This window comes from Micromonospora sp. NBC_00860 (genome assembly GCF_045207375.1).
GTDB lineage: Bacteria > Actinomycetota > Actinomycetes > Mycobacteriales > Micromonosporaceae > Micromonospora > Micromonospora vinacea.
In genome coordinates this window covers 3,533,704-3,558,210 of sequence record NZ_CP108825.1, presented here as the reverse complement: position 1 = coordinate 3,558,210, position 24,507 = coordinate 3,533,704, and the positions used below count along the sequence as shown (strand labels likewise).

Genomic DNA, 24,507 nt, shown 5'->3' with positions numbered 1-24,507 from the left:
TTACACTGCCGCGGAACGACCTCACACGCTTAGGAGTGCCGTGACACGCCGTCTCTTCACGTCCGAATCGGTCACGGAAGGCCACCCGGACAAGATCGCTGACCAGATCAGCGATGGCATCCTCGATGCGCTGCTGACCGAGGACCCCCACAGCCGCGTGGCGGTGGAAACCTTGATCACCACCGGTCAGGTGCACATCGCCGGCGAGGTGACCACCAAGGCGTACGCCGACATCCCGACGATCGTCCGCCGGACCATCCTCGACATCGGCTACGACTCGTCGAAGAAGGGCTTCGACGGCGCCTCCTGCGGCGTCAGCGTCTCCATCGGCGCCCAGTCCGAGGACATCGCGCAGGGCGTTGACAACGCCTTCGAGTTGCGGACCGGTGCGTCGGAGAGCGCGCTGGACGCGCAGGGCGCCGGCGACCAGGGCATGATGTTCGGCTTCGCCTGCTCGGAGACTCCCGAGCTGATGCCGTTGCCGATCGCCCTCGCCCACCGGCTGGCCCGCCGCCTCTCCGCGGTGCGCAAGGACGGCACGATCCCGTACCTGCGGCCGGACGGCAAGACCCAGGTCACCATCGAGTACGAGGGGCTGCGCCCGGTCCGGTTGAACACCGTTGTGGTGTCCAGCCAGCACGCCGCCGACATCTCGCTGGACTCGCTGCTCACCCCGGACGTGCGCGACCACGTGATCGCCCCGGAGCTGGAGAGCCTCGGCCTCGACACCGAGGGCTACCGGCTGCTGGTCAACCCGACCGGCCGGTTCGAGATCGGCGGCCCGATGGGTGACGCCGGGCTGACCGGTCGCAAGATCATCGTCGACACCTACGGCGGGTACGCCCGCCACGGTGGCGGCGCGTTCTCCGGCAAGGACCCGTCCAAGGTGGACCGGTCGGCCGCGTACGCGATGCGCTGGGTGGCCAAGAACGTGGTCGCCGCAGGCCTGGCCGAGCGGTGCGAGGCGCAGGTCGCCTACGCCATCGGCAAGGCCCACCCGGTGAGCCTCTTCATCGAGACGTTCGGCACCGAGACCGTGCCCGTCTCCTCGATCGAGAAGGCCGTCTCCGAGGTGTTCGACCTGCGCCCGGCCGCGATCATCCGGGACCTCAACCTGCTCCGCCCGATCTACCAGCAGACCGCCGCGTACGGCCACTTCGGCCGGGAACTGCCGGACCTGACCTGGGAGAGCACCGACCGGGCCGCCGACCTCAAGTCGGCCGCGGGAGCCTGACCGCCACCAAGCGCAGCGACCGGCGACCCGCGGATGGGTCGCCGGTCGCACGCGTCTGTGTGGACGTCGGGCTGGCGCACCTGGACCGGCCGTTCGACTACCTGGTGCCGGCGGAGCTGGACGAGGTCGCGGTGCCCGGCACCCGGGTGAAGGTGCGCTTCGCCGGGCAACTGGTCGACGGGTGGCTGCTGTCGCGTGCCGACGACTCCGGGCACACCGGCCGCCTCGTGTACCTGGAGAAGGTGGTCTCGCCGGAGCCGGTGCTGGCCCCCGAGATCGCCCGGCTGGCCCGGGCGGTCGCCGACCGGTACGCGGGCAGCCTCGCCGACGTGCTCCGGCTCGCCGTGCCGCCCCGGCACGCGCGGGTGGAGAAGGAGCCCCGCGACGACGAGCCCACCCCGGTTGCCCCCTCCGGGGTGGTCGACCCGCGCGGGTGGCGCGACTACCCGACCGGCCCGGCCCTGCTGCGGGCCCTCGTCGACGGCCGGGCGCCCCACGCGGTCTGGTCGGCCCTGCCCGGTGAGGACTGGGCGGCCCGCTACGCCGACGCGGTGGCGGCCACCGTCGCCGGTGGGCGCGGCGCTGTGGTCGTGGTGCCCGACGCGCGTGACCTCGACCGCCTCGACGCCGCGCTCACCGGTGTGCTCGGCCCGGGGCGACACGTCAGCCTCTCCGCCGCGCTCGGCCCGGCCCGGCGTTACCGGGCCTTCCTCGCCGCTCGCCGGGGACAGGTGCCGGTGGTGATCGGCACCCGGGCGGCGATGTTCGCCCCGGTGGCCCGGCTCGGCCTCGTGGCCATCTGGGACGACGGTGACGACCTGCACTCCGAGCCCCGGGCGCCCTACCCGCACGCCCGCGACGTGCTGCTCACCCGCGCCCACCTCGCCGAGGCCGGCGCGCTGGTCGGCGGGTACGCCCGGACGGCCGAGGCGCAGCTGCTGGTGGAGACCGGCTGGGCCCCGGAGGTGGTCGCCGACCGGAGCACCGTGCGGGCGCGGATCCCGGCCATCGCGCCGACCGGAGACGACCCGCAACTGGCCCGTGACCCCGGGGCCGCCACCGCCCGGCTGCCCAGCCTGGCCTGGACGGCTGCCCGCGACGCGCTCCGGCAGGACCTTCCGGTGCTGGTGCAGGTGCCCCGGCGTGGCTACCTGCCGTCGATCTCCTGCGCCGAGTGCCGCACCCCGGCCCGGTGCGCGCACTGTGCCGGTCCGCTCGCGCTGCCCTCGGCCGGCGGCATACCGGCCTGCCGGTGGTGCGCCCGGGTGGCGGCCGCGTACGCCTGCCCGGAGTGCGGTGGGCGGCGGCTGCGGGCCGCGGTGACCGGCGCGCGGCGGACCGCCGAGGAGCTGGGCCGGGCGTTCCCCGGCGTGACGGTGCGCACCTCGGGGCGCGAGGAGGTGCTGACCGACGTGCCCGGCGGCGCGGCCCTGGTGGTGGCCACCCCGGGCGCCGAGCCGGTCGCCGAGGGCGGCTACGGCGCGGTGCTGCTGCTCGACTCGTGGGCCCTGCTGACCCGGGCCGACCTGCGTGCCGGGGAGGAGGCGCTGCGCCGCTGGCTGGCGGCGGCGGCGCTGGCCCGCCCGGCGCCGGAGGGTCGGGTGGTGGTGGTCGCCGACGGCGCGCTCGCCCCCGTGCAGGCGCTGCTGCGCTGGGACGCCGGCTGGTTCGCCGGTCGGGAGCTGGCCGAGCGCCGCGAGCTGGGCTTCCCACCGGCCGTGCGGATGGCGAGCGTCACCGGCGCGGCCGAGGCGGTGGCGGACCTGCTGGCGGCAGCCCGGCTGCCGGACGACGCCGAGGTGCTCGGGCCGGTGCCGGCCGAGGAGGGCCGGGAGCGGATGTTGGTCCGGGTGCCCCGGGCGCGGGCTGCCGCTCTCGCCGAGGCGTTGCACTCGGCCGCTGGCGCTCGGGCCGCCCGTAAGGCCGCCGATCCGGTTCGTCTCCAGGTCGATCCACTCAGCCTGTTCTGAGGCGTTTGGGCCGCTGCCGACGGTGACGAACCTCGCCCCGCTGCGGTGCCGCTCGCACACCGCGTCCGGCAAAGCGGTGGCGCCCGAGTGGTAGCATCGCCCGTCATGCCAAGGCGTACGACGGGCTCCAGGTCGCGACGGAGCGTCAGCCGCGCCGAGCTGGGGTCGCCGCGGGATGGCGCGACGATGGCGGGAGCGCGTCCGTCGGGCGCGAGGTCGATGATGTCAATGAGCCGGTGATCAGGGGTGGACCAGTCGTGACCGTTGGACAATCGATCGTCTTCAACGGCGACCTCGGCAGCGGCAAGAGCACCGTGTCGGTCGAGATCGCCAAGCGGCTCGGCATGCGCCGGGTCAGTGTGGGGGACCTCTACCGGGAGATGGCGCAGCAGCGGCAGATGACCGCGCTTCAGCTCAACCTGCACGCCGAGCTCGACCAGGCAGTCGACGGCTACGTCGACCAGCTTCAGCGGGACATCGCCGCCTCCGGTGAGCGCCTCGTCATGGACTCCCGGCTGGCCTGGCACTTCTTTACCGACGCGCTCAAGGTCCACATGATCACCGAGCCGGGCGAGGCGGCCCGGCGGGTGCTCGCCCGACCGTCCGGTCCGGCGGAGAGCTACGCCTCCCTGGAGGAGGCGAAGGCCAAGCTCCGGGAGCGCAGCGCGAGCGAGCGCAGCCGGTTCATCATCCGTTACGGGGTGGACAAGGCCCGGCTGCGCAACTACGACCTGATCTGCGACACCACCCGGGCGTCCGCCGCCGAGGTGATCGAGCACATCGTGGCCGCGTACGAGGGCACGCTCGGCGCCGAGGTGCTGCGCGACGCGCCGCCGCTGCTGCTGCTGGACCCAGCCCGGGTCTACCCGACCGAGGACATCGCCACCCTGCGGGGTCTGTGGGACACCGACTTCGTCGGTGGGGTGGCCAAGGCCGGCGACGAGGCCCTCGAACCGCTGAAGATCGGGTTCACCGGCGAGTACTTCTTCGTCGTCGACGGTCACCGCCGCCTCAGCGCCGCGCTGCAGAACGGGTTCTCCCTGGTCCCCGCCCAGTTGGTCGCCGAGGTCGACGAGCCGGTCGTGGGCGGGATGACGGCGATCGACTACTTCGCCGCCCAGGTGCGTCCCGGCCTGATCTACGACTGGGAGGCGGCTCACAAGATCCAGCTGCCGCTGCCCGAGCCCGCGCTGCTCCGTGGCGACGCGGTGCTCGCGGGGGACCCGGGCGCCAGCGTCTGACCCAGCGAAGGGCCGGGCCGACGCGCGGGGTACGCGCGCCGGCCCGACCACCGAGTCGTACGGCGATCGCCGAGGCGGCTCAGCCGAGGATGACGCCTGAAGCGCCTACTCCGGCCATGCCGGAGAAGATGTCCTCGTAGTACATCCGCCAGGCGCAGACCCGACCGGTGGTCACGTAGCCGGTACAGGCGACCGCTGTGTTGGTGTCGTCGATGGCGGTGTTGGTGCCGGTCGCCCAGACCTGGAGTGTGTTCGCCGCGTTCACGATCTCCACCGGGCCGCCGCTGTCACCCTGACCGACGGCGTTGGTGCGGGTGGTGTTCTCCGCCTGCACCTGACCGCAGACCGTCCCGAAGTTGCGGACGTTGATGCAGAGGTTGCGGGCCTTCACCTGAATCGAGCAGCGGGTGCCGGAGTACGCGCCGGAGGTGCACACGAAGTTGCCGACCTGGCTGGCCGAAGCGCCGATCACCTGGTTGCTGAACTCGCTGACCACCGCGCCGGCGGCATTGGTGCTGTTGTTGAAGACCCGGCCGCCCGAGCTGCCCGCGAGGAGCAGGGTGTCGGTGCCGGTGTTGCGGGTGCCGACGATCCCGATCGTCTGCCCGGTCGGGTCGGTCGCGAGGACGTTGAGGTTGGCGCAGTGCGCGGCGGAGAGCATCCGCGCCACCCCGCCCTGGAAGACCCCGAAGCCGGTCGAGCAGCCACCGCCGGTGGCGGTGTTACGCCACGCGGCGCCACCCCACCACGGCGCCGTGTCGTCCCACCGGGTGGCGGGCGCGGCGGCGACCCCGGTCTGCACTGTCACCGGTACGCCGGCGAGAGCCGTCGCGCCGAGCAGCCCGTCCTGGGTGCCGACGAGCAGGCCGGCGCCGTCGGCGCGCGGCCCGACCGTGGTGATCTTGTTGCCGGCTGCGGCCCGCAGCCGGTCGGCCGCGACCATGAGTTCCCGCTGTGAGTACGCGGCGGGCAGCACCTGGGTGGTGACGGTGGCCTGGGCGGTGGCCACCAGACTGGCCGGCGGCTCACCCTTCCAGTAGACCTGGAGCTGGCGGGTGGTGGGGTCGGCGACGATTCCGGCGAAGCCGGAGTTCGCGCTGCGCTGTGCCGCGTTCGTGATCCGGGCGGCGGCGGTGTTCATGCGCTGCTGCAACCGGAGCAGTTCCGACCAGGAGGCGAAGCCGCCGGGGACCGGTGTGCTGTCGACGAAGGATCCGGTGGTGGCAGCCTTGCCGGCCGGTGCGGCGGTGGCCGGGGTGGCGGTCATGCCCGCAGCGAGCAGCGTGAGACCGATCGCGGTGACGGCGACGCGACGCAGCATCGTCACGGTGCGGCGGGTGGTCGGGTGTGGACGGATCATCGGGTACCTCTTCCCCCAGGGATCATGGAGCGGGCCGGGCCCGCACCAGGACGGTGGCAGGGGCATCGGCTACGCGGGGCGGATCCTGGACGGGGCTGGACACCGCTGGACACCGCTGGACTCCGCCGGACGGGGAACGGTCCGCAGTGGAACTGTCTTACATTGGCAACCGTCTATCGAGCGACGCTGGCCCGGAATTACCCTGCCCCTGCGTGATCCGGGGGGCCGGATGACCGGGGGTGGGGGTCGCATGTCTGAGCAGTGGGTACCTTCCGGCACTCATCAGACGTCACACGGGCTGCCCGCAGCGTTCGAGCTGGCCCGCGCCGCCACCGAGGCGCAGACACTGCCCGAGTTGGCCGGGTTGCTGCGCCAGCTGCGCCGCCGCGAAGCCCGTCAGCAGGGCGAGACCCTGCTGACGTACCGGCAGCTGGCCGCGAAGACCGGCTGGTCGCGCGGGATCATCGGGGAGTACTTCGCCGGCAACATCCTGCCGCCACCGGAGCGGTTCGACGCCCTCATCCGACTGCTCGGGGCGACCCCCGCCGAGCAGGGGGTGCTGGCCACCGCGCGGGACCGGGTCGAGGAACGACGTCGACGCCCTAACCGGGACCACGCGAGCACCGGGCGGGCGGTCGTTCGGGCCAGGGCCGGCGGCCCGCGCACCGGTACGCCGTACCCCCGTTTCCCGGTGCCCCGCCAACTGCCCCCGGCGCTGCCCGGGTTCGTCGGACGCGCGACCCAACTCGCGCAGCTCGATGCGGAGTGCGCCGGCGCCGTGACGCCCGAGGGCGACGGCGTGGCGTCGGTCACCCTCATGACGCTGTCCGGTACGGCGGGAGTCGGCAAGACGACCCTCGCCGTCACCTGGGCACACCGGGTCGCTGATCGCTTCCCGGACGGCCAGCTCTACGTCGACCTGCGCGGGTTCGACTCCACCGGAACGGTGGTGACGGCGGTCGAGGCGGTTCGAGGCTTCCTGGAGGCACTTGAGGTGCCACCCGAACGCATCCCCACCCACCTGCCCGCGCAGGTGGGCCTCTACCGCAGCCTGCTCGCCGGACGCCGGATGCTGGTGCTGCTGGACAACGCCCGCGACGCCGACCAGGTCCGGCCCCTGCTGGTCGGCAGCTCGAGCTGCCTGGTCCTGGTCACCAGCCGCAACCGGCTCGCCGGCCTGGTCGCCACCGAGGGTGCCCGGCCGATCGGCGTCGACCTGCTCAGCACCGCCGAGGCCTGGCAACTGTTGGCCCGGCGGCTCGGCGCGGACCGGTTGGCCGCCGAGCCGCAGGCGGTCGACGAGATCATCGAGCGGTGTGCGCGGCTGCCGCTGGCGCTGGCCGTGCTCGCCGCCAGAGGCGCGGAGAAGCCGGCGTTCCCACTGGCCGCCCTCGCGGCAGAACTGCGGGCGGCACCGCGACCGCTCGACTCGTTCGACGGTGGGGATGCCGGGACCGACGTGCAGGCCGTCTTCTCCTGGTCGTACCGGAGCCTGACGCCGCAGGCGGCACGCGTGTTCCGGCTCTTCGGCTGCCATCCCGGACCGGACATGGGCTTCGCGGCAGCGGCCAGTCTGGCCGGGCTGCCCCGGGCCCAGGTGCCCCGACTGCTGGCGGAACTGGCTCACGCGCACCTCGTCACCGAGCACACCCCCGGCCGGTTCGGCGCGCACGACCTGCTCCGGGCGTACGCGGCCGAGCAGGTCGAACGTCTCGAACCGGCGCAGGCCCGACGGGCCGCGATCCGGCGCGGGTTGGACCACTACCTGCACACCGCGCACGCGGCGGCGCTGCTGCTGCAACCGGGCCGGGACCCGGTCACCCTCGCCGCCGTCGCACCGGGTGTGGTGCCCGAGGAGATCGCCGACCTCGGTCAGGCGCTGGCCTGGTTCAGCGTCGAGTATCCGGTGCTGCTGGCTGCGGTCGCCCACGCGAGGCGGTCCGGGTTCGACAGCCATGCGTGGCAGCTGGCCTGGACACTCGTGGACTTCCTGCAACGCCGGGGGCGGTGGCCGGACCTGGCCGTGGCCCAGCGGAACGCCCTGGCCGGGGCGCAGCGGGCCGGCGACCGACCCGGGCAGGCGAACGCCCACCGCGACCTCGCCCGGGTGCTGTCCCGGCTGGGTCGGGTGAACGAGGCGGCGAGGAGCTACCGCCAGGCCCTGGTGATCTTCGCGGAGCTGGGTGACCACACCGGGCAGGCGCGTACCCACCGGGCGTTCGGGGCGATGTTCGACGGGCTCGGCCGGCACGCCGAGTCGCTGGAGCAGAGCGAGCGCGCCCTGGCGCTGTACCGGGCCGCCGGGCACATCGCCGGGGAGGCCAGCGCCCGCAACGCGGTGGGGTGGGCGCACGCCCAACTCGGCCAGTACGCGCCGGCGCTCGGGCACTGCCGGGCGGCGTTGGCGCTGCTGCGGACGACAGGCGACCGGCACGGTGAGGCGAACACCTGGGACAGCCTCGGCTTCATCCACGCCCAGTTGGGTGACCACCGTGCGGCGATCCGCTGTTTCCAGCGGGCGCTCGGGCTGTACCGGCGGGTCAGCGACCGCTACGACGAGGCGGACACCCTGTCCCGGCTCGGCGAGAGCCGGCGGGCCGTGGGGGATGCGGCCGGCGCCGCGCGTACCTGGCGTCGTGCTGTGGGCATCCTCGACGATCTCGGTCACCCGGACGCCGAGCGGGTGCGGGACCTGTTGGCCGGGGAGTGCGCCGGTGACGCTGGGCACACCGGCGGTGGTTGATCGAGGTGCGCCGGACGGTGTTCTGCCGGGCACTCCGTAGACTGGTACGGCACCGCTCGTCCGCCCGAAGAAGGAGCCGTCCCGCGTGACCGTCCAGCCCATCCGTCTGTTTGGGGATCCGGTGCTGCGCACGCCGGCCGATCCGGTCGTCGACTTCGACGCCGAGCTACGTCGGCTCGTCGCCGACCTCACCGACACGATGCGTGAGCAGAACGGCGCCGGCCTGGCCGCGCCGCAACTCGGTGTGAGCCTGCGGGTGTTCACCTTCGACGTCGACGACGTCCTCGGGCATCTGATCAACCCGGTGTTGGAGTTCCCCGACGAGGAGGAGCAGGACGGCCCGGAGGGCTGCCTGTCGATCCCCGGGCTCTACTTCGACACCAAGCGTCGGCAGAACGTCGTCGCCAAGGGCTTCAGCTCGTTCGGGGACCCCGTGCAGATCGTCGGCACCGGCCTGATGGCGCGCTGCGTGCAGCACGAGACCGACCACCTCGACGGGGTGCTCTTCCTGGACCGACTGGACCCGGAGGGCCGCAAGGAGGCCATGAAGGCGATCCGCCAGGCCGAGTGGTACGACGCGGCGGCCCCGCCCACTGTCAAGCTCAGCCCGCACATCAGCGACCCCTTCGGTCTGGGGCGCTGACCCGGATGCGCGTGATCTTCGCCGGTACGCCGGCTGTCGCCGTGCCCGCTCTGGCCGCCGTCGCCGCGTCCCGACACGAGCTGGTGGCCGTGGTCACCCGGCCCGACGCGCCCGCCGGGCGTGGGCGGGGTCTGTCCCGCTCCCCGGTCGGCGAGTGGGCCGACGAGCACGGCGTCGAGGTGCTCACGCCCGCCCGTCCCCGCGACCCGGAGTTCCTCGACCGGCTGCGCGAGCTGGAGCCGGACTGCGTGCCGGTGGTCGCCTACGGCGCGCTGGTGCCGCCGGCGGCCCTGGAGATCCCCCGGCACGGCTGGATCAACCTGCACTTCTCCCTGCTGCCCGCGTGGCGGGGCGCCGCACCCGTTCAGCACGCCGTGCTGCACGGGGACGAGCTGACCGGTGCCAGCGTCTTCCAGTTGGAGGAGGGCCTGGACACCGGCCCGGTCTACGGCACGCTGACCGACGAGATCCGCGCCGCCGACACCTCCGGTGACCTGCTGGGGCGGCTCGCCGATTCCGGCGCCGGGCTGCTGGTGGCGGTGCTCGACGCGATCGACGACGGCACCGCCCGGGCCGAGCCGCAGCCGGCCGACGGGGTGTCGCTGGCGCCGAAGCTGACAGTGGACGACGCGCGGGTGCGCTGGAGTGACCCGGCCTTCGCCGTGGACCGGCGGATCCGGGCCTGCACGCCCGCACCGGGCGGCTGGACGACCTTCCGCGACGAGCGGGTGAAGCTCGGCCCTGTCGTTCCGGTGCCCGACGGCCCCGAGCTGAAGCCGGGGGAGTTGCTGGTGGAGAAGTCCCGGGTGCTGGCCGGCACGGCGACTGTGCCGGTGCGTCTCGGCGAGGTCCGCGCCGCGGGCAAGCGGGCCATGAGCGCCACCGACTGGGCGCGCGGCGTCCGGGTCGGCACTGGAGAGGAATTCGCGTGACGGCACCGGAGGGAACCCGACCGACGCGCTCCGGCCCGTCGACCGGCCGTGGCGGGGACCGCCGCCCGGTCCGGCCACCGATGGACCGACCGCGCCGCGCCGCGTACGAGGCGGTGGCGGCGGTGCACCGCGACGACGCGTTCGCCAACCTGGTGCTGCCCATCATCCTGCGCGAGGAGGGGCTGTTCGGTCGGGACGCTGCGTTCGCCACCGAGCTGACCTACGGCACCCTGCGCCACGTGGGCACGTTGGACGCGATCCTGACCGACGCGGCCGGCCGGGACGTGGCCCGGATCGACCCGCCGGTACGCGACGCGCTGCGGCTCGGGGCGTACCAGCTGCTGCACACCCGGGTGCCGGCGCACGCCGCGGTCTCGTCGACTGTCGACCTGGTCCGTTCGGTCGCACCGGGCGCCACCGGCTTCGCCAACGCGGTGCTGCGCGAGGTGTCCAGCCGTGACGCGGACGCCTGGGTGGCGAAGCTCGCCCCACCGATGGAGACCGACCCGGTCGGTCACCTCGCGTTGGCGTACAGCCATCCGCAGTGGATCGTGCGGGCCTTCTCCGAGGCGCTCGGCGGCGATCTGGGTGAGACGGAGCGCCTCCTGATCGAGGACAATGAGCGTCCGCCGGTGCACCTCTGCGCCCGGCCCGGGCTGATCGACCCGGTCGAGCTGGCCGACCAGGTCGGCGGTGCGCCCGGTGCCTTCTCGCCGTACGCCGTCTATCTGCCCGGTGGCGCGCCGGGCGACATCCCGGCGGTGGTCGACGGCCGTGCCCACGTGCAGGACGAGGGCTCCCAGCTGGTGGCTGCCGCGCTCGCTGACGCGCCGTTGGACGGCCCGGACGGGCGTTGGCTGGACCTGTGCGCCGGCCCGGGTGGCAAGGCCGGGCTGCTCGGCGCGCTGGCCGCGCAGCGGGGTGCCCGGGTGACAGCGGTCGAGGTGGCCGAGCACCGGGCTCGGCTGGTCTCCCTGGCGACCCGGGACCTGCCGGTGGCCGTGCTGACCATGGACGGCCGTGAGGTCGGCGGCGACCCGAAGCTGCCCGAGCAGCACTTCGACCGGGTGCTGGTGGACGCGCCGTGCACGGGGCTGGGCTCGCTGCGTCGTCGGCCGGAGTCGCGCTGGCGTCGCCAGCCGTCCGACCTGCCGCCGCTGACCCGGCTGCAACGGGAGTTGCTCGGCGCGGCGCTGCGGGCGGTCCGCCCGGGCGGCCTGGTCGCCTACGTCACCTGCTCGCCGCACACCGTCGAGACGCACGTGACGGTGACCGAGGCGGCCCGCCGCAGCGGGGTTCCGGTGGACTTCGTGGACGCCCGGCCGCTGCTGCCGGCCGGCATGCCCGGTCTCGGTGACGGGCCGACCGTGCAGCTCTGGCCACACCGCCACGGCACCGACGCGATGTTCCTCGCCGTCCTGCGCCGAGGCTGATCCGACCCGCGCGTCCGGCCGGTCAACCCACCGGCCGGACGTGCGATCAGGTGACGGGGAGGCCCTTGGTGCCGGCGTTCTTCATCGAGCGGGTCAGGTTCCGGTCGGAGATCCAGAGGAAGCACTGCACGCCCCGGTTGCCGTTGCGCCACTCCTCCTCGTACGGCTGGTAGTAGATCGTGCCGGCGCGGAAGTCGAGCTGCGAGTTGTCCGGGACCTTGGCGTACCTGGCGATCATCGTCTGGCAGGCCTGGTGGGTCCGCTTGGTGCCGCGGGTGAACTCGGCGTAGCTGGTGTCCGGTGCCTGCCAGACGCCGACGAACTCGGCGTGGTGCTTGGCGGTGCAGGAGACCGGCACCATCTCGTCGATGTTGTCCTTGACCATCTTCGGGTTGAAGCAGCGGTACGCCAGCGGGGCGGCGCCGGACAACGCGCCCCGGAGGCTGCCGGTGCGCAGGTCGACAGCGGTGTCGTCGATGCTGGCGATCTCGGTGACGTCGCAGCGGTACCAGCGGGCCCCGCCCGACCAGGCCGGCGGCGACGGCAGCACGACGGTCAGGCCGAGCCGCCCGGACCGCCAGTCGGCGCCCACCGCCTTGTTCACCGCCGTGTCGCATCCGGCCTGCGCGGCCCGCATGCCGGCCGAGCCGGGCTGCGGGGGAGTGCCGCCCTCGGCGCCCCGGCCGGTGAGGGTGCCGACGTGCATGGTCTCCACTCGGTGCGCCTCGGTGCACGCCGTCGGGTTGTAGCCGGTCAGGAAGCCGACCTGCTGGGAGCTGTGGTGGCAGACGTCGGCGGCGGGGACGAACTGCTGCGCCGCGACGGGCGCCGGCCAGTCGTCGATGAGGTCACGGTCGACTCCGGCGGGTGCGCCGCACCCGGCCAGCGCCAGGACCAGCGCCCCACCCCCGGCCAACGCCGCCAACCACCGTCGCATCCCGACCTCCCGCCGCTGGTGGCCCCCGACCGGACCCCGCCGGTCGGTAGCGCCACGGCGCAGCAGCATACGGCACCGAGGCTCAGATCGCGGGCAGTCCCTCGGGGCCGGCGCCGCGCATCGAGCGGGTGAGTTTGCGGTCGTCGCTCCACAGGAAACAGCGCACTCCACGGTCGCCCTCCTCCCACTCCCGTTGGGACGGCGGGTAGTAGATGGACCCGGCCCGGTACGGCAGCTCGCTGTTGTTGGGCACCGCCGCGTACTCGGCGATCAGCGCCATGCAGCGCTGGTGCGCCTGCTCGGCGGACTTGGCGAACTCCGCCCAGCTCATGTCCCGCTCCTCGTAGACGCCCACGAACTCGGCGCGGTGCGGCTCGGTGCAGAGCACCGGCGCCATGTAGTTGAGGTTGTCGCCGATCAGCTTGGGGTCGAAGCAGCGGTGGGTCAGCGGCGAGTCGCCGATCAGCGCGCCGCGCAGGCTGCCGGTGCGGTTCACCGGGCGGGTGTTGTCGATGCTGCCGGTCTCGCTGAGGTCGCAGCGGAACCAGCGGGCGCCGCCGGCCCAGGCGGGCGCGGACGGCAGCGCGAGGGAGAGCGCGAGTCGGGCGGTGTGCCAGTCGCCGCCGAGCACCTGCCGGGCCCGCTGGTCGCACTCGGCGCGAGCCGTGCGCAGCGCCGACGACCCGGGCTCCGGTCGGGCCTCGGTCAGCGCGTCGGGCCCGACGAAGGTGCCGACGTGGATGGTCTCGGCCAGGTGGTTACGCGCGCAGTCCACCGTCTCGTACGTGCTGGCCTGCACCACAGTGGCGATCCGCGGCAGACAGGTGTCGGTGGCGGGGGTGAACGGCTTCGGCACCCGCAGCGTCGGCCAGTCGTCGGTGAGATCGCCGTCCGCGCCCCGCGCTGGCGCGCAGCCGGCCAGCAGCATCGTGGTGACGCCGGCCAGCACCAGCGCTGGAAGCCACCGTCGCATCGTCCGCCCTCCCGTGAGCTGGCGGCCGGTCACCGCGCCCCGCGGCGAGACCCCGGCGGGCGTGCAGCCTACGGCACCGTCCCGGTTGGAGTGTCGTCGCGTTTCCGTCAATCGGCCAGTCGCTGATGTCTGTTCGTCCGGATTCGGGGGTCCGGAGCGTCCAATTCTGCACCACTGGTCACTGCTGGATCACAGCGCGTCCCCGAAGGTGGCGCGATGCGGGTGGCGGGTGGCCACGTTCGTACACTGGCCCCGTGACCGTACCGCCGCCAATCGTCGCGCCGAGCATCCTGGCCGCCGATTTCGCCCGCCTCGCCGAAGAGGTCCGTGCCGTCGAGGACGCCGCGGACTGGTTGCACGTCGACGTGATGGACAACCACTTCGTGCCGAACCTGACCATTGGGCTGCCCGTGGTGCAGAGCCTGCGGGCTGTCACGGCGATGCCCTTCGACGTGCACCTGATGATCGAGGACCCGCGCCGGTGGGCCCCCGGCTACGCCGACGCCGGGGCGTACAACGTCACCTTCCACGCGGAGGCGTCCGACGACCCGGTGGCGTTGGCCAAGGACCTGCGCTCGGCCGGCGCGAAGGCGGGCCTGGCCATCGACCGGGACACCCCGATCGAGCCCTACCTGGACCTGCTGCCCAGCTTCGACACCCTGCTGATCATGACGATCAAGGCGGGCTTCGGTGGGCAGCGGTTCATTCCGCAGCTGCTGGAGAAGGTCCGGACGGCCCGGCGGCACGTGTCGGCCGGGCACCTGGAGCTGCGCATCGAGGTCGACGGTGGGATCGCCGCCGACACCATCGAACAGGCGGCCGCCGCGGGCGCCGACGCGTTCGTGGCCGGCACTGCCGTGTACGGGGCCGCCGACCCGGCGGAGGCGGTACGGCACCTGCGGGCACTGGCGGAACGCGCGGCTCCCGGGGCCTGAGGTGGAGCCCGAGGCCGACCGCAAGGACATCATTCTCGTCGTGGACGACGACGAGGACATCGCTCGTTTCGTCGAGTTCAACCTGCGGCTGCACGGCTTCGAGGTGATCCACGCCAGCGACGGCCAGGAGGCGCTGGAGGTCATCGAGCGCCAGCGACCGGACCTCGCTGTGGTCGACCTCATGATGCCCCGGATCGACGGGCTGGAGCTGACCCGGCGGCTGCGCGCCGACCCGATGACCTCGGCCCTTCCGGTGATCATGCTGACGGCCAAGGGGATGACCGTCGACAAGGTGCACGGGCTCAGCGCCGGCGCGGACGACTACCTGGTCAAGCCGTTCGACACCGCCGAACTGGTGGCCCGGGTCTCGTCCACGCTGCGCCGCAACAAGGAGTTCCGGGAGGTCTCGCCGCTGACCGGGCTGCCCGGCAACAGCCGGATCCGCCGGGAGATCAGCGACCGGGTCCGGCAGGGCGTGGACTACGCGGTCGGCTACGTCGACATCGACCGGTTCAAGAGCGTCAACGACCGGTACGGCTTCGTCCGTGGCGACGACTTCATCTCCGCGCTGGCCCGCAGCCTGCACCGGGCGGTGGTGGGCGTCGGACTGCCACCGGCCTTCCTCGGCCACGTCGGCGGTGACGATTTCGTCATCGTCTGCGCCCCGGACCAGGTGCGCCCGCTGACCTCCCAGGCGGTGGTCGACTTCGAGAACACCGCCGACACGCTCTACGACCCGACCGACCGGGAGCGCGGCTTCGTCGAGTTGAAGGACCGCCGCGGCAACATCCGGCGCGCGGCCCTGGTCACGCTCTCCATCGGGGTCTCGCTCTCCGACGCCGGCAAGCGGTTCTCCGACCCCCTCGAAGCGATCGCGATGGCCTCGGAGATGAAGACGGTCGCCAAGAGCCAACCGGGCTCGTACGTGGCGGTGGACCGGCGTCGCGGCGTCACCTGAGCGTGATAGCGCTGTGAAGTAGCTCGCCTAGGTGGCGGCGGAGCCGGATCGGCGTGTAAGACTTCCCGTGTACCCACCACGCGCTGGCGGGACTCGGTGAAATTCCGAACCGGCGGTGATCCACGGTCCAACCGTGGTCAGCCCGCGACCCGGACGGCTCTGCCGTCCGGTGGACCTGGTGAAAATCCGGGGCCGACGGTTGGGGGCGGTTCGTCCGCGCCCAGACAGTCCGGATGGGAGACAGCGCGCGGGACGGACGGGTCCGAGCCGGCCGCTGGCTTCAGCGTGCCGTGCCGACCCCCCGGGGCGGCTCCGCCGTTCCCGGAATCCGCCACCGCCTGCCCGTGGCCCCATGGCCACCGCCTCCCTGACCGCCCGCGCGCGGACCGGCGAGTGAGAGGGCAGGGGCAGGGCGATGGCCAGCGTCTCCGTTGATGAGGCGATGCGGCGTGCGATCGAGTTGGCGGCGCGCGGGCTCGGCACCACCAGCCCCAACCCGGTGGTCGGGTGCGTGCTGCTCGACGAGGACGGCGAGGTCGTGGGCGAGGGTTTCCACGCGTACGCCGGCGGGCCGCACGCCGAGATCGTCGCGCTGGCACAGGCCGGACGGCGGGCCAAGGGTGGCACGGCTGTCGTCACTCTGGAGCCCTGCGACCACACCGGCCGCACCGGTCCCTGCAGTTCCGCGCTGGTCCAGGCGGGGGTGGGCCGGGTGGTCATCGCCGTGCCCGATCCCAACCCGGTCGCCTCCGGTGGCGCCGCCACCCTGCGCGCCGCCGGGGTCCGGGTCGACCTGGGGGTACGCGGCGAGGAGGCCGAGGCCGGCAACGTCGCGTGGCTGACCTCGATGCGCCGGGGCTGGCCGTACGTGATCTGGAAGTACGCCGCCACCCTCGACGGGCGCTCCGCCGCGGCGGACGGCACCAGCATGTGGATCACCTCGGAGGCGGCACGGATCGACGTGCACGCGCTGCGCGGCACTGTCGACGCGGTCATCGCCGGGGTGGGCACCGTGCTCGCCGACGACCCCCGGTTGACAGCCCGCAACCTGCGCGACGGCAGCCTGGCCATCCGGCAGCCGCTGCGGGTGGTGGTGGACAGCTCGGGGCGTACCCCGGCTGACGCCAAGGTCCGCGACGGCGCCGCGCGGACGTGGATCGCGACCGCCGACGAGGTCGGCGCCGACCCGGACGGCCGGGTCGACCTGTCGGCGCTGCTCGCGGCGCTGCACCAGCGCGGGGTCCGCGCGGTGCTGCTGGAGGGCGGCCCCCGGCTGGCCGGCGCGTTCCTGGAGGCCGGCCTGGTCGACAAGATCGTCGGGTACGTCGCGCCGCGATTGCTCGGCGCCGGTCCGACCGCTCTGGTCGACGCGGGAGTGACCACCATCGCCGAGGCAATCGATCTGGAGTTCGTCGACGTTACGCAGATCGGTCCGGATATCCGGATCACCGCTTTGCCCCGCAAACGGGAGGGCTGAGATGTTCACTGGCATCATCGAGGAATTGGGCGAGATTGTCCGGGTCGCGCCGACGGCGGGCGATTCGGCGCTGCTCGGCGTACGCGGCCCGCTGGTCACGTCCGACGCCCGGCACGGCGACTCGATCGCCGTCAACGGTGTCTGCCTGACCGTCGTGGAGGTGGCCGACGGGGTCTTCACCGCCGACGTGATGGGGGAGACGCTGCGTCGCTCCGCGCTGGGCGCGCTGCGCCCCGGCGACCCGGTCAACCTGGAGCGGGCCGCAGCGCTCGGCAGCCGGCTCGGCGGGCACCTGGTGCAGGGCCACGTCGACGGCGTCGGCGAACTGATCTCCCGCGAGCCGGCCGAGCAGTGGGAGACCGTCCGGTTCCGACTGCCCGCCGCCCTGTCCCGGTACGTGGTGGAGAAGGGCTCGATCACCATCGACGGTGTCTCGTTGACGGTGGCCGCCGTCGGCGCGGACGAGTTCGCCGTCGGGCTGATCCCGACCACGCTCAAGCTGACCACGCTCGGCGCGAAGGGCGTCGGCGACCCGGTCAACCTGGAGGTCGACGTGCTGGCCAAGTACGTCGAGCGGCTGCTCGGCGACCGGCTCACCGACGCTCGCGGGGTGGCCTCGAACCCGGGCGGGGTGGCCTGATGGGCCCGCTCAGCTGGCTGCTGGACGCCCAGGTGCAGGTCGCCGGCTCGCCGGTGCTGGCCCGGGAGATCGTCGGCAACGCGTTCGGTCTGGTCTCGGCGCTGCTCGGGCTGCGCCGCCTGGTCTGGGCGTGGCCGGTCGGCATGATCGGTAACGCGCTGCTCCTCACCGTCTTCCTCGGCGGGGTGTTCGCCACCCCGCAGGCGCACGACCTGTACGGGCAGGCCGGCCGGCAGGTGTTCTTCTTCGCCGTCAGCCTCTACGGCTGGTGGCGCTGGCAGCGCAACCGTCGCGCCGACGGCGGGCAGGCCGCTGTCGTCCCGCGCTGGGCCACCGGACGGGAGCGCCTGATGCTGCTGGTGGCCGCCGTGCTCGGCACCGCCGCGGCGTACCCGCTGCTCAAGGCCCTGGGCTCGTGGGGCCCGCTGCCCGACGCCTGGATCCTCACCGGCAGCCTGCTGGCCACCTACGGCATGGCCCGCGGCTGGGTGGAGTTCTGGCTGCTCTGGATCGCGGTCGACGCGGTCGGCGTGCCGCTGCTGCTGCGGGGCGGGTTCTACCCGTCGGCCGTCATGTACCTGATCTACGGCGCCCTCTGCGTCTGGGGCTTCGCCGCCTGGTGGCGCACGTCCCGCGCCACCCGGCCGGCTGCCGCCCGCACGCCCACCTACACGGAGGCCATCGCATGACCAGCTTCGGAAGCATCGAGCAGGCGATCGCGGACATCGCGGCCGGGCGGCCGGTCGTCGTGGTCGACGACGCGGACCGGGAGAACGAGGGCGACCTGATCTTCGCGGCCGAGTTGGCCACGCCGGAGCTGATGGCGTTCATGGTGCGCTATACCTCCGGATACGTCTGCGTGGCGCTGACCGAGAGCGAAGCCGACCGGCTCGACCTGCCGCCGATGCACCACACCAACCAGGACCGGCGCGGCACCGCGTACACGGTGACAGTGGACGCCCGCGAGGGCGTCGGCACCGGCATCTCGGCGGCCGACCGCGCGCACACCAGCCGGCTGCTCGCCGGCGCGGCGACCGACCCGACCGATCTGGCCCGCCCCGGGCACGTGGTGCCGCTGCGCGCCCGTGAGGGCGGGGTGCTGCGCCGGCCGGGGCACACCGAGGCGGGGATCGACCTGACCCGGCTGGCCGGGCTGCGTCCGGCCGGCGTGCTCTGCGAGCTGGTCAACGACGACGGCACCATGATGCGCCTGCCGGACCTGGAGAAGTTCTCCGCCGAGCACGGCCTCACGCTGGTCACCATCGCCGACCTGATCGCCTACCGGCGGCGTACCGAAAAGCAGGTCGAGCTGGTCGCCGACGCCCGGATGCCGACGAAGCACGGGGTGTTCCGGGCGCTCGGCTACCGCGCCGAGCACGACCCGGCCGAACACGTCGCGATGGTGCTCGGTGACCTCGGTGACGGCCAGGACGTGCTGGTCCGGGTGCACTCCGAGTGCCTGACCGGAGACGTGTTCGGCTCGCTGCGCTGCGACTGCGGGCCGCAGCTGGACGCCGCGCTGGCTCGGGTCGGGCAGGAGGGCCGGGGCGTGGTGCTCTACGTCCGCGGGCACGAGGGGCGCGGCATCGGCCTGCTGCACAAGCTGCAGGCGTACCAGTTGCAGGACCTGGGCCGCGACACCGTCGACGCCAACCTCGACCTGGGCCTGCCGGCCGACGCCCGCGACTACGGCACCGGCGCGCAGATCCTCTACGACCTGGGCGTGCGCTCGATGCGGCTGCTGACCAACAACCCGGCCAAGCGGGCCGGGCTGGAGGGGTACGGGTTGACCATCACCGGCCGCGAGGGGCTTCCGGTCGGCGCGCACCCGGAGAACATGCGCTACCTGCGCACCAAGCGGGACCGGATGGGTCACCTGCTGGACGAGTTGGACGAGGTGTCCGAGGCGCCGTTGGGGCGTCCGGTCGCCAATGACGAGATCGGAGCATGACGATGGCGGGTTTCGGTGAGCCGGGAGTCGAGGCGGTCGACGCCGCGGGGCTGACCGTCGGGGTCGTTGCCGCCCGCTGGCACGGCGAGCTGACCGACCACATGCTGGAGCGTGCGGTGGCCGCCGCCGAGGCGTGCGGCGCTCGTTCCGTCGTCGCCCGGGTCGCCGGGTCGGTCGAGCTGCCGGTGGTCGCGCAGGCCCTCGCCCGCCGCTGCGACGTGGTGGTCGCCCTCGGCGTGGTGGTCCGCGGGTCCACCGCCCACTTCGACTACGTCTGCCGTTCGGTCACCGACGGGCTGACCCGGGTGGCGTTGGACGAGGGCAAGCCGGTGGCGCACGGAGTGTTGACAGTGGAGACCATCGAGCAGGCCCGCGACCGCGCCGGTCTGCCCGGCTCGGCGGAGGACAAGGGCTGGGCGGCCACCGTCGCGGCGCTCGACGCCGCGCTGGCCGTGCGGACCGTGGCGGCGGGCAACGCCCAGCGGGTCGGCTTCGGCGGCTGACGCCTCCGCCGACCCTCGCTCAGAGCCGACCGGCCTCGATGATCCGGCGCAGGAACTGCCGGGTACGAGGCTGCGTCGGCTCGCCGAGCACCTGCTCGGGCGGGCCGCTCTCGACGACCCGCCCGGCGTCGAGGAAACACACCTCGTCGGCGACCTCCCGGGCGAAACCCATCTCGTGGGTGGCCAGCACCATTGTCATCCCGTCGGCCTTCAGGTCGCGGATCATCGCCAGCACCTCGCCGACCAGCTCCGGGTCCAGCGCGGAGGTGACCTCGTCGAGCAGCATCAGTCGGGGTGAGTTGGCCAGCGCCCGGACGATCGCCACCCGCTGCTGCTGACCGCCGGAGAGCCGGTCCGGATAGGCGTCCGCCTTGGCGCCCAACCCCACCCGGTCGAGCAGCTCCCGGGCCTGCGCCTCGGCCTCCGCCCGGCCCCGCCCGTGTACGCGGCGCGGCGCGAGGGTGATGTTGTCCAACACGCTCAGGTGCGGAAAGAGGTTGTACGCCTGGAACACCATGCCGATCCGCCGCCGGACCCGGTCCGGGTCCACCCGGGGGTCGGAGATGTCCTCCCCGTCCAACTCGATGGTGCCGTCGTCGAGGTCGTCCAGCAGGTTGACGCAGCGCAGCAGTGTCGACTTACCGGACCCGGACGCGCCGATCAGAGCCACCACCTGGTGCTCGGCGACGGTCAGATCGAGCTGGTCGAGCACGACGTGCCCGCCGAACTCCTTGCGCAGCCCTCGACAGCGCAACAACGCCACGGCTCAGCCTCCCGACTGTCGGCGGGCCGCGCGCAGCGTCACCCAGTCGGTGACCGCGATCAGCGGGATCGCGAGCAGCACGAAGAGCACCCCCGCCACGATGTACGGCGTGTAGTTGAAGGTCTGGGCGGTGGCGATCTGGGCGGCGCGGACCGCGTCGATCGGCCCGGCGAGCGAGACCAGCCCGACGTCCTTCTGCAACGCCACCACGTCGTTGAGCAGGGGAGGCGCCACCCGGCGGACGGCCTGCGGCAGGACCACGTGCCGCATCGTCTGCCGGTAGGTCAGGCCCAACGAGCGGGCGGCCGCGAGTTGGCTGGAGTGCACCGACTCGATGCCGGCCCGGAACACCTCGGCGAGGTAGCCGCCGTAGGTGAGGACCAACGCGATCCCACCCAGCACCAGCACCGGCGGCATGCCCTGCAACCGCAGCCCCGGCACGCCGAGGGTGAGCAGGTAGAGCACGATGATCAGTGGTAGGCCGCGGAAGGTGTAGGTGTAGCCGGCGGCCAGCGCGCGGACCGGGAAGAAGACCGGCCCGCGCAGCGTCCGCAGCACGGCGATCACCAGCCCGAGCAGCAGCGCGCCGATCGCACAGCACACCAGCAGCCGTACGTTGAGCCAGAGCCCGCTCAGCACCGTCGGCAGCGCGTCGCGGGCGATCTCCGGATCCAGGAACGACAGTCGGACCCGGTCCCAGCCCGGCGCCCCGGTCACCGCGATCACCAGCAGGGTGCCGAGCGCCGCCGTCGAGGCCGCCGCGACCACCACGCTGTAGACGGTCTGCCGACGCCGGTACGCCGAGCGCCGCAGCTGCGCCTCGGACGGCACGTGATCCAGAAGCGTCACCGCAGCTCGGCCGCCCCCGCCACCTGGGCGAGCCACTTCTGCTCCAGCTGCTTCAGCGTGCCCGCCGTGGCGAGTTGACCGACCGCCCCGCTCACGCAGGACGTCAGTGGGGAGTTCTTGTCCAGCAGCAACCCGAACGCCTCGGGCGTACCGACCTGCGGCACCTGCCCGACGATCGTCGCGTCGGTGATCTCCGCGCCGGTGATGTAGAAGGCGGTCGGCAGGTCCACCACGATGCCGTCGAGCTGCCCGTTCTGGAGCGCCTTCTTGGCGTCGTCGTTGCTGTTGTAGACCTGCGGCTTGGCGGTCGGCTTGATCACCTCGGTGATCGCCTGGTAGCTGGTGGTGCCGACCTGCGCGCCGAGCCGGGCGTCGCGGAGCTCGGCCAGCGACGTCCTGTTGGCGATCTTCGAGGACTTCAGCGCGATGACTGTCTGCCGCACCAGGTAGTACGGCGCGGAGAAGTCGACCGCCTGCTTGCGCTCCTCCGTGATGGAGAACTGGTTGATGTCGAAGTCGAAGTCCTTCGGCCCCGGCGCGATCGCGGTGTCGAACTTGACCCGGGTCCAGGTGACGTCGGCGCGGGCGTAACCGAGCTTCTCGGCCACCGCGTACGCGACGGCGGACTCGAAGCCCTCGCCGTTGTCCGGTGTGTCGTCGGAGAACCACGGCTCGTACGCCGGCTGGTCGGTGGCGATGGTCAGCTTGCCCGGCGTACGCGTGGGCAGGCTGTCCTTGGCGCAGGACGTTGCTGCGGTGACAGTGGGGGTGGGTTTCTCGTCCTGCGGCGCGCATCCGGCGGTCGCTACGACGACGGCGCCGGCGACTGTGAGCGCGAGGAGACGTGAGCTGCTGGCCATGGCGGACAGCGTAGAGCTCCATGGGCATCGATCGACAATTGTCCCACCATGTTGATAGGGAATTGTCCGCTTGCTGGATTCCGGCGGACCCGGACGCGGGGCGTCGCCCGGGTGGCTGGAAGAATCGTTCCCCGTGAAGACGTTCGAGGAGTTGTTCGCCGAGCTGCAGGCCAAGGCCGCCGCTGGCACCCCGGGCTCGGGCACCGTCGCCGCGCTGGACAAGGGCGTGCACTTCATCGGCAAGAAGGTCGTCGAAGAGGCGGCCGAGTCGTGGATGGCCGCCGAGCACGAGGGGCCGGAGCGCACCGCCGAGGAGATCTCCCAGCTGCTCTACCAGGTCCAGGTGCTGATGCTCGCCAGTGGTCTCGAGCTCAAGGACGTCTACCGACATCTGTGAGTGCCCCCCACCCCGTTGATCGCCATCCGGATCGAAGGAGCACTCCGTCATGCTGCGTGTCGCCATTCCCAACAAGGGCACCCTGGCCGAACCGGCCGCCCAGATGCTGCGCGAGGCGGGCTACCGCCAGCGCACCGACCCCAAGGACCTCGTCTGCCGGGACGAGGCCAACGACGTCGAATTCTTCTACCTGCGCCCGAAGGACATCGCCACCTACGTCGGCTCCGGTGACCTCGACCTCGGCATCACCGGCCGCGACCTGCTGATCGACTCGGCCGCGCCGGCCGAGGAGGTCGTCGACCTCGCCTTCGGCCGGGCCACCTTCCGCTTCGCCGCCCGCCCCGACGACATCGCCTCCGTCCAGGAGCTGGGCGGTCACCGGATCGCCACCGCGTACCCGGGGCTGGTCGAGCGGCACCTCGGCGAGGTGGGGGTCAAGGCCGACGTCATCCGCCTCGACGGTGCCGTGGAGAACGCCGTACGCCTCGGCGTCGCCGACGTGATCGCGGACGTCGTGGAGACCGGCGCGACCCTGCGCCAGGCGGGCCTGGTGGTCTTCGGTGAGCCGCTGCTGCGCTCCTCGGCGGTCCTGGTCCGGCGCGCCGGCGCACCTGCGCAACCGCAGGCCGAGCAGTTGCTGCGCCGCCTGCACGGTGTGCTGGTGGCCCGCCGCTACGTGATGCTCGCCTACGACGTGCCGGCCGGTCTGCTGGACCGGGCCAGCGGGCTCACCCCGGGCATCGAGTCGCCCACCGTGTCGCCGCTGCACCGCGAGGGCTGGGTGGCGGTGCAGGCGATGGTGCTTCGCGACGACGTGCACCGCATCATGGACGAGCTGTACGAGCTGGGCGCCCGCGCCATCCTCGTCACCAACATCCACGCCTGCCGCCTCTGACCGTCCCCCGTCCCGAGCGCCGCTGGACCGGGTGTCCGCGCGCCCGTTCCAGTGCTACCTCGTCGATCATGGAGTTGTGGTGGGCGACAAAGCGCCCGCAGAACCCCAAACCAGGCACCACAACTCCATGATCGCCAAGCCCAACCTGACCCTGTTCCGCGGCGATCTTGCACTTTCTGCACCGACACAAGGCGCATATCACCCTGTATCGACAACCGAAACCGCAAGATCGGCGACCCTTCCGCTCGCCAGGGGGCACAGGACTCGCGGTTCGGGGGTGGCGGCTCGGCGGGTGGTGCGTTTGGTGGACGATTACGGATGGCAGACTGGTGGGGTGAGTGAAACCGAACTGGTCCGCCTGAAGCCCCGCCGCATCCGCGTGGTCTGCTGGTCGGCGGCGGCTGCCCTGGTGGTGGTGTTCGGTCTGGTCGCCACCTCGCTGAGTGGCCCGACCGGCGATGGTTACGGCAGCTTCCAGCGCGGCGACCAGATCGCCATGATCGGCCTGGGCATCTTCGGGGCGTTGGGCTTCCTGCTGTTCACCCGCCCCCGGGTGGAGGCGGACGCGCGGAGCATCCGGGTGCGTAACGTCATCAGCTCCTACGAGCTGCCCTGGGAGGTTGTCCGGGGCGTCCGCTTCGACCGGGGCGCGCCGTGGGCCAGCCTGGAGCTGCACGACGACGACCTGCTGCCGATGGTCGCGTTGCAGGCCGCCGACAAGGAGTTGGCCGTCGACGGGGTCCGCGCGCTGCGTCGGCTGCACGAGGCCCACCAGGCCCGCCTCGCCGAACGCGCCGTCGGCCGCTGACCGAG

At 72.8% G+C, this 24,507-nt stretch carries 23 protein-coding genes and 1 riboswitch; of the genes, 17 read left to right on the top strand and 6 right to left on the bottom strand.

The window, feature by feature from the left end:
- Positions 1-40: 40 nt before the first annotated feature.
- The 3 genes from metK to OH804_RS16270 all read left to right on the top strand — a co-directional run bounded on the left by metK (position 41) and on the right by OH804_RS16270 (position 4,445).
- Entirely contained in the window at positions 41-1,234 is a 1,194-nt protein-coding gene (metK, locus tag OH804_RS16280; protein ID WP_196922326.1) for a methionine adenosyltransferase, read from the top strand.
- Between the two features lie 59 nt (positions 1,235-1,293).
- A complete protein-coding gene (locus OH804_RS16275; RefSeq protein ID WP_406066195.1) occupies positions 1,294-3,204 on the top strand; it encodes a primosomal protein N' in 1,911 nt (636 codons plus the stop codon).
- 257 nt (positions 3,205-3,461) lie between these two features.
- The gene (locus OH804_RS16270; RefSeq protein ID WP_406066193.1) at positions 3,462-4,445 is read left to right on the top strand and encodes an AAA family ATPase; all 984 of its coding nucleotides are present in this window, start codon (positions 3,462-3,464) and stop codon (positions 4,443-4,445) included.
- 79 nt (positions 4,446-4,524) lie between these two features.
- Here the strand turns inward: OH804_RS16270 and OH804_RS16265 are convergent, their stop codons facing one another.
- Positions 4,525-5,805, bottom strand: a complete 1,281-nt coding sequence (locus OH804_RS16265) for a hypothetical protein (RefSeq protein WP_196922328.1) — start codon at positions 5,803-5,805, stop codon at positions 4,525-4,527.
- 250 nt (positions 5,806-6,055) lie between these two features.
- Between OH804_RS16265 and OH804_RS16260 the strand changes: the two genes are divergently transcribed.
- From OH804_RS16260 to OH804_RS16245, 4 genes are all read left to right on the top strand, one after another.
- Entirely contained in the window at positions 6,056-8,548 is a 2,493-nt protein-coding gene (locus OH804_RS16260; protein WP_196922329.1) for a tetratricopeptide repeat protein, read from the top strand.
- 85 nt (positions 8,549-8,633) lie between these two features.
- Complete coding sequence (def, locus tag OH804_RS16255; RefSeq protein ID WP_030335682.1) at positions 8,634-9,191, top strand: peptide deformylase; 558 nt, start codon at positions 8,634-8,636, stop codon at positions 9,189-9,191.
- Positions 9,192-9,196: 5 nt separating this feature from the next.
- Positions 9,197-10,123: a methionyl-tRNA formyltransferase gene (gene fmt / locus OH804_RS16250; RefSeq protein WP_196922330.1), complete on the top strand. Its 927-nt coding sequence runs from the start codon at positions 9,197-9,199 to the stop codon at positions 10,121-10,123.
- Positions 10,120-11,556 (top strand): RsmB/NOP family class I SAM-dependent RNA methyltransferase, encoded by a 1,437-nt coding sequence (locus OH804_RS16245; RefSeq protein WP_406066189.1) that lies wholly within the window; start codon positions 10,120-10,122, stop codon positions 11,554-11,556. Before fmt ends, OH804_RS16245 begins: the two co-directional genes overlap by 4 nt.
- A 46-nt stretch (positions 11,557-11,602) precedes the next feature.
- On the opposite strand, the gene OH804_RS16240 is transcribed toward OH804_RS16245, so the two are convergent.
- Positions 11,603-12,493, bottom strand: coding sequence for a septum formation family protein (locus tag OH804_RS16240; RefSeq protein ID WP_406066187.1), 891 nt, complete (start codon positions 12,491-12,493; stop codon positions 11,603-11,605).
- Between the two features lie 82 nt (positions 12,494-12,575).
- A complete protein-coding gene (locus OH804_RS16235; protein ID WP_406066185.1) occupies positions 12,576-13,466 on the bottom strand; it encodes a septum formation family protein in 891 nt (296 codons plus the stop codon).
- A gap of 254 nt (positions 13,467-13,720) precedes the next feature.
- Here OH804_RS16235 and rpe point away from each other — a divergent pair, with 254 nt between their 5' ends.
- From rpe to ribH, 7 genes are all read left to right on the top strand, one after another.
- Positions 13,721-14,401, top strand: coding sequence for a ribulose-phosphate 3-epimerase (rpe, locus tag OH804_RS16230; RefSeq protein ID WP_030335689.1), 681 nt, complete (start codon positions 13,721-13,723; stop codon positions 14,399-14,401).
- A 1-nt stretch (position 14,402) separates the two neighbouring features.
- A complete protein-coding gene (locus OH804_RS16225) occupies positions 14,403-15,359 on the top strand; it encodes a response regulator (RefSeq protein ID WP_196922334.1) in 957 nt (318 codons plus the stop codon).
- A 78-nt stretch (positions 15,360-15,437) separates the two neighbouring features.
- Positions 15,438-15,608, top strand: a riboswitch (FMN riboswitch).
- Between the two features lie 166 nt (positions 15,609-15,774).
- On the top strand, positions 15,775-16,836 hold the full coding sequence (gene ribD / locus OH804_RS16220; RefSeq protein ID WP_196922335.1) for a bifunctional diaminohydroxyphosphoribosylaminopyrimidine deaminase/5-amino-6-(5-phosphoribosylamino)uracil reductase RibD: 1,062 nt from the start codon (positions 15,775-15,777) through the stop codon (positions 16,834-16,836).
- A 1-nt stretch (position 16,837) separates the two neighbouring features.
- The gene (locus OH804_RS16215; RefSeq protein ID WP_196922336.1) at positions 16,838-17,476 is read left to right on the top strand and encodes a riboflavin synthase; all 639 of its coding nucleotides are present in this window, start codon (positions 16,838-16,840) and stop codon (positions 17,474-17,476) included.
- Entirely contained in the window at positions 17,476-18,165 is a 690-nt protein-coding gene (gene pnuC / locus OH804_RS16210) for a nicotinamide riboside transporter PnuC (RefSeq protein WP_406066182.1), read from the top strand. Before OH804_RS16215 ends, pnuC begins: the two co-directional genes overlap by 1 nt.
- Entirely contained in the window at positions 18,162-19,427 is a 1,266-nt protein-coding gene (locus OH804_RS16205) for a bifunctional 3,4-dihydroxy-2-butanone-4-phosphate synthase/GTP cyclohydrolase II (protein ID WP_196922338.1), read from the top strand. Before pnuC ends, OH804_RS16205 begins: the two co-directional genes overlap by 4 nt.
- 2 nt (positions 19,428-19,429) lie before the next feature.
- A complete protein-coding gene (gene ribH, locus OH804_RS16200) occupies positions 19,430-19,930 on the top strand; it encodes a 6,7-dimethyl-8-ribityllumazine synthase (RefSeq protein ID WP_091401939.1) in 501 nt (166 codons plus the stop codon).
- A 19-nt stretch (positions 19,931-19,949) separates the two neighbouring features.
- Here ribH and OH804_RS16195 read toward each other — a convergent pair whose 3' ends face one another.
- From OH804_RS16195 to OH804_RS16185, 3 genes are read right to left on the bottom strand one after another with little or no spacing between them, the layout of a single operon-like run.
- Complete coding sequence (locus tag OH804_RS16195; protein ID WP_307788653.1) at positions 19,950-20,693, bottom strand: amino acid ABC transporter ATP-binding protein; 744 nt, start codon at positions 20,691-20,693, stop codon at positions 19,950-19,952.
- Between the two features lie 3 nt (positions 20,694-20,696).
- Positions 20,697-21,542, bottom strand: a complete 846-nt coding sequence (locus OH804_RS16190) for an amino acid ABC transporter permease (protein ID WP_196922339.1) — start codon at positions 21,540-21,542, stop codon at positions 20,697-20,699.
- Complete coding sequence (locus OH804_RS16185) at positions 21,539-22,402, bottom strand: ABC transporter substrate-binding protein (RefSeq protein WP_406066179.1); 864 nt, start codon at positions 22,400-22,402, stop codon at positions 21,539-21,541. The genes OH804_RS16190 and OH804_RS16185 overlap by 4 nt, the downstream gene beginning before the upstream one ends.
- 133 nt (positions 22,403-22,535) lie before the next feature.
- Here OH804_RS16185 and OH804_RS16180 point away from each other — a divergent pair, with 133 nt between their 5' ends.
- From OH804_RS16180 to OH804_RS16170, 3 genes are all read left to right on the top strand, one after another.
- Complete coding sequence (locus tag OH804_RS16180) at positions 22,536-22,799, top strand: phosphoribosyl-ATP diphosphatase (protein WP_030335709.1); 264 nt, start codon at positions 22,536-22,538, stop codon at positions 22,797-22,799.
- Positions 22,800-22,848: 49 nt separating this feature from the next.
- Complete coding sequence (gene hisG, locus OH804_RS16175) at positions 22,849-23,694, top strand: ATP phosphoribosyltransferase (protein ID WP_030488425.1); 846 nt, start codon at positions 22,849-22,851, stop codon at positions 23,692-23,694.
- A 334-nt stretch (positions 23,695-24,028) separates the two neighbouring features.
- Entirely contained in the window at positions 24,029-24,502 is a 474-nt protein-coding gene (locus OH804_RS16170) for a PH domain-containing protein (protein ID WP_181549307.1), read from the top strand.
- Positions 24,503-24,507 lie beyond the last annotated feature (5 nt).

Excerpts from the sequence above, each read along its gene's own strand:
- OH804_RS16265 (WP_196922328.1), bottom strand. The coding sequence starts at position 5,805 with ATGATCCGTCCACACCCGACCACCCGCCGCACCGTGACGATGCTGCGT.
- OH804_RS16260 (WP_196922329.1), top strand. The coding sequence starts at position 6,056 with ATGTCTGAGCAGTGGGTACCTTCCGGCACTCATCAGACGTCACACGGG.
- fmt (WP_196922330.1), top strand. The coding sequence starts at position 9,197 with ATGCGCGTGATCTTCGCCGGTACGCCGGCTGTCGCCGTGCCCGCTCTG.
- OH804_RS16240 (WP_406066187.1), bottom strand. The coding sequence starts at position 12,493 with ATGCGACGGTGGTTGGCGGCGTTGGCCGGGGGTGGGGCGCTGGTCCTG.
- OH804_RS16235 (WP_406066185.1), bottom strand. The coding sequence starts at position 13,466 with ATGCGACGGTGGCTTCCAGCGCTGGTGCTGGCCGGCGTCACCACGATG.
- ribD (WP_196922335.1), top strand. The coding sequence starts at position 15,775 with ATGGCCAGCGTCTCCGTTGATGAGGCGATGCGGCGTGCGATCGAGTTG.
- OH804_RS16215 (WP_196922336.1), top strand. The coding sequence starts at position 16,838 with ATGTTCACTGGCATCATCGAGGAATTGGGCGAGATTGTCCGGGTCGCG.
- pnuC (WP_406066182.1), top strand. The coding sequence starts at position 17,476 with ATGGGCCCGCTCAGCTGGCTGCTGGACGCCCAGGTGCAGGTCGCCGGC.
- OH804_RS16205 (WP_196922338.1), top strand. The coding sequence starts at position 18,162 with ATGACCAGCTTCGGAAGCATCGAGCAGGCGATCGCGGACATCGCGGCC.
- ribH (WP_091401939.1), top strand. The coding sequence starts at position 19,430 with ATGGCGGGTTTCGGTGAGCCGGGAGTCGAGGCGGTCGACGCCGCGGGG.
- OH804_RS16185 (WP_406066179.1), bottom strand. The coding sequence starts at position 22,402 with ATGGCCAGCAGCTCACGTCTCCTCGCGCTCACAGTCGCCGGCGCCGTC.
- hisG (WP_030488425.1), top strand. The coding sequence starts at position 22,849 with ATGCTGCGTGTCGCCATTCCCAACAAGGGCACCCTGGCCGAACCGGCC.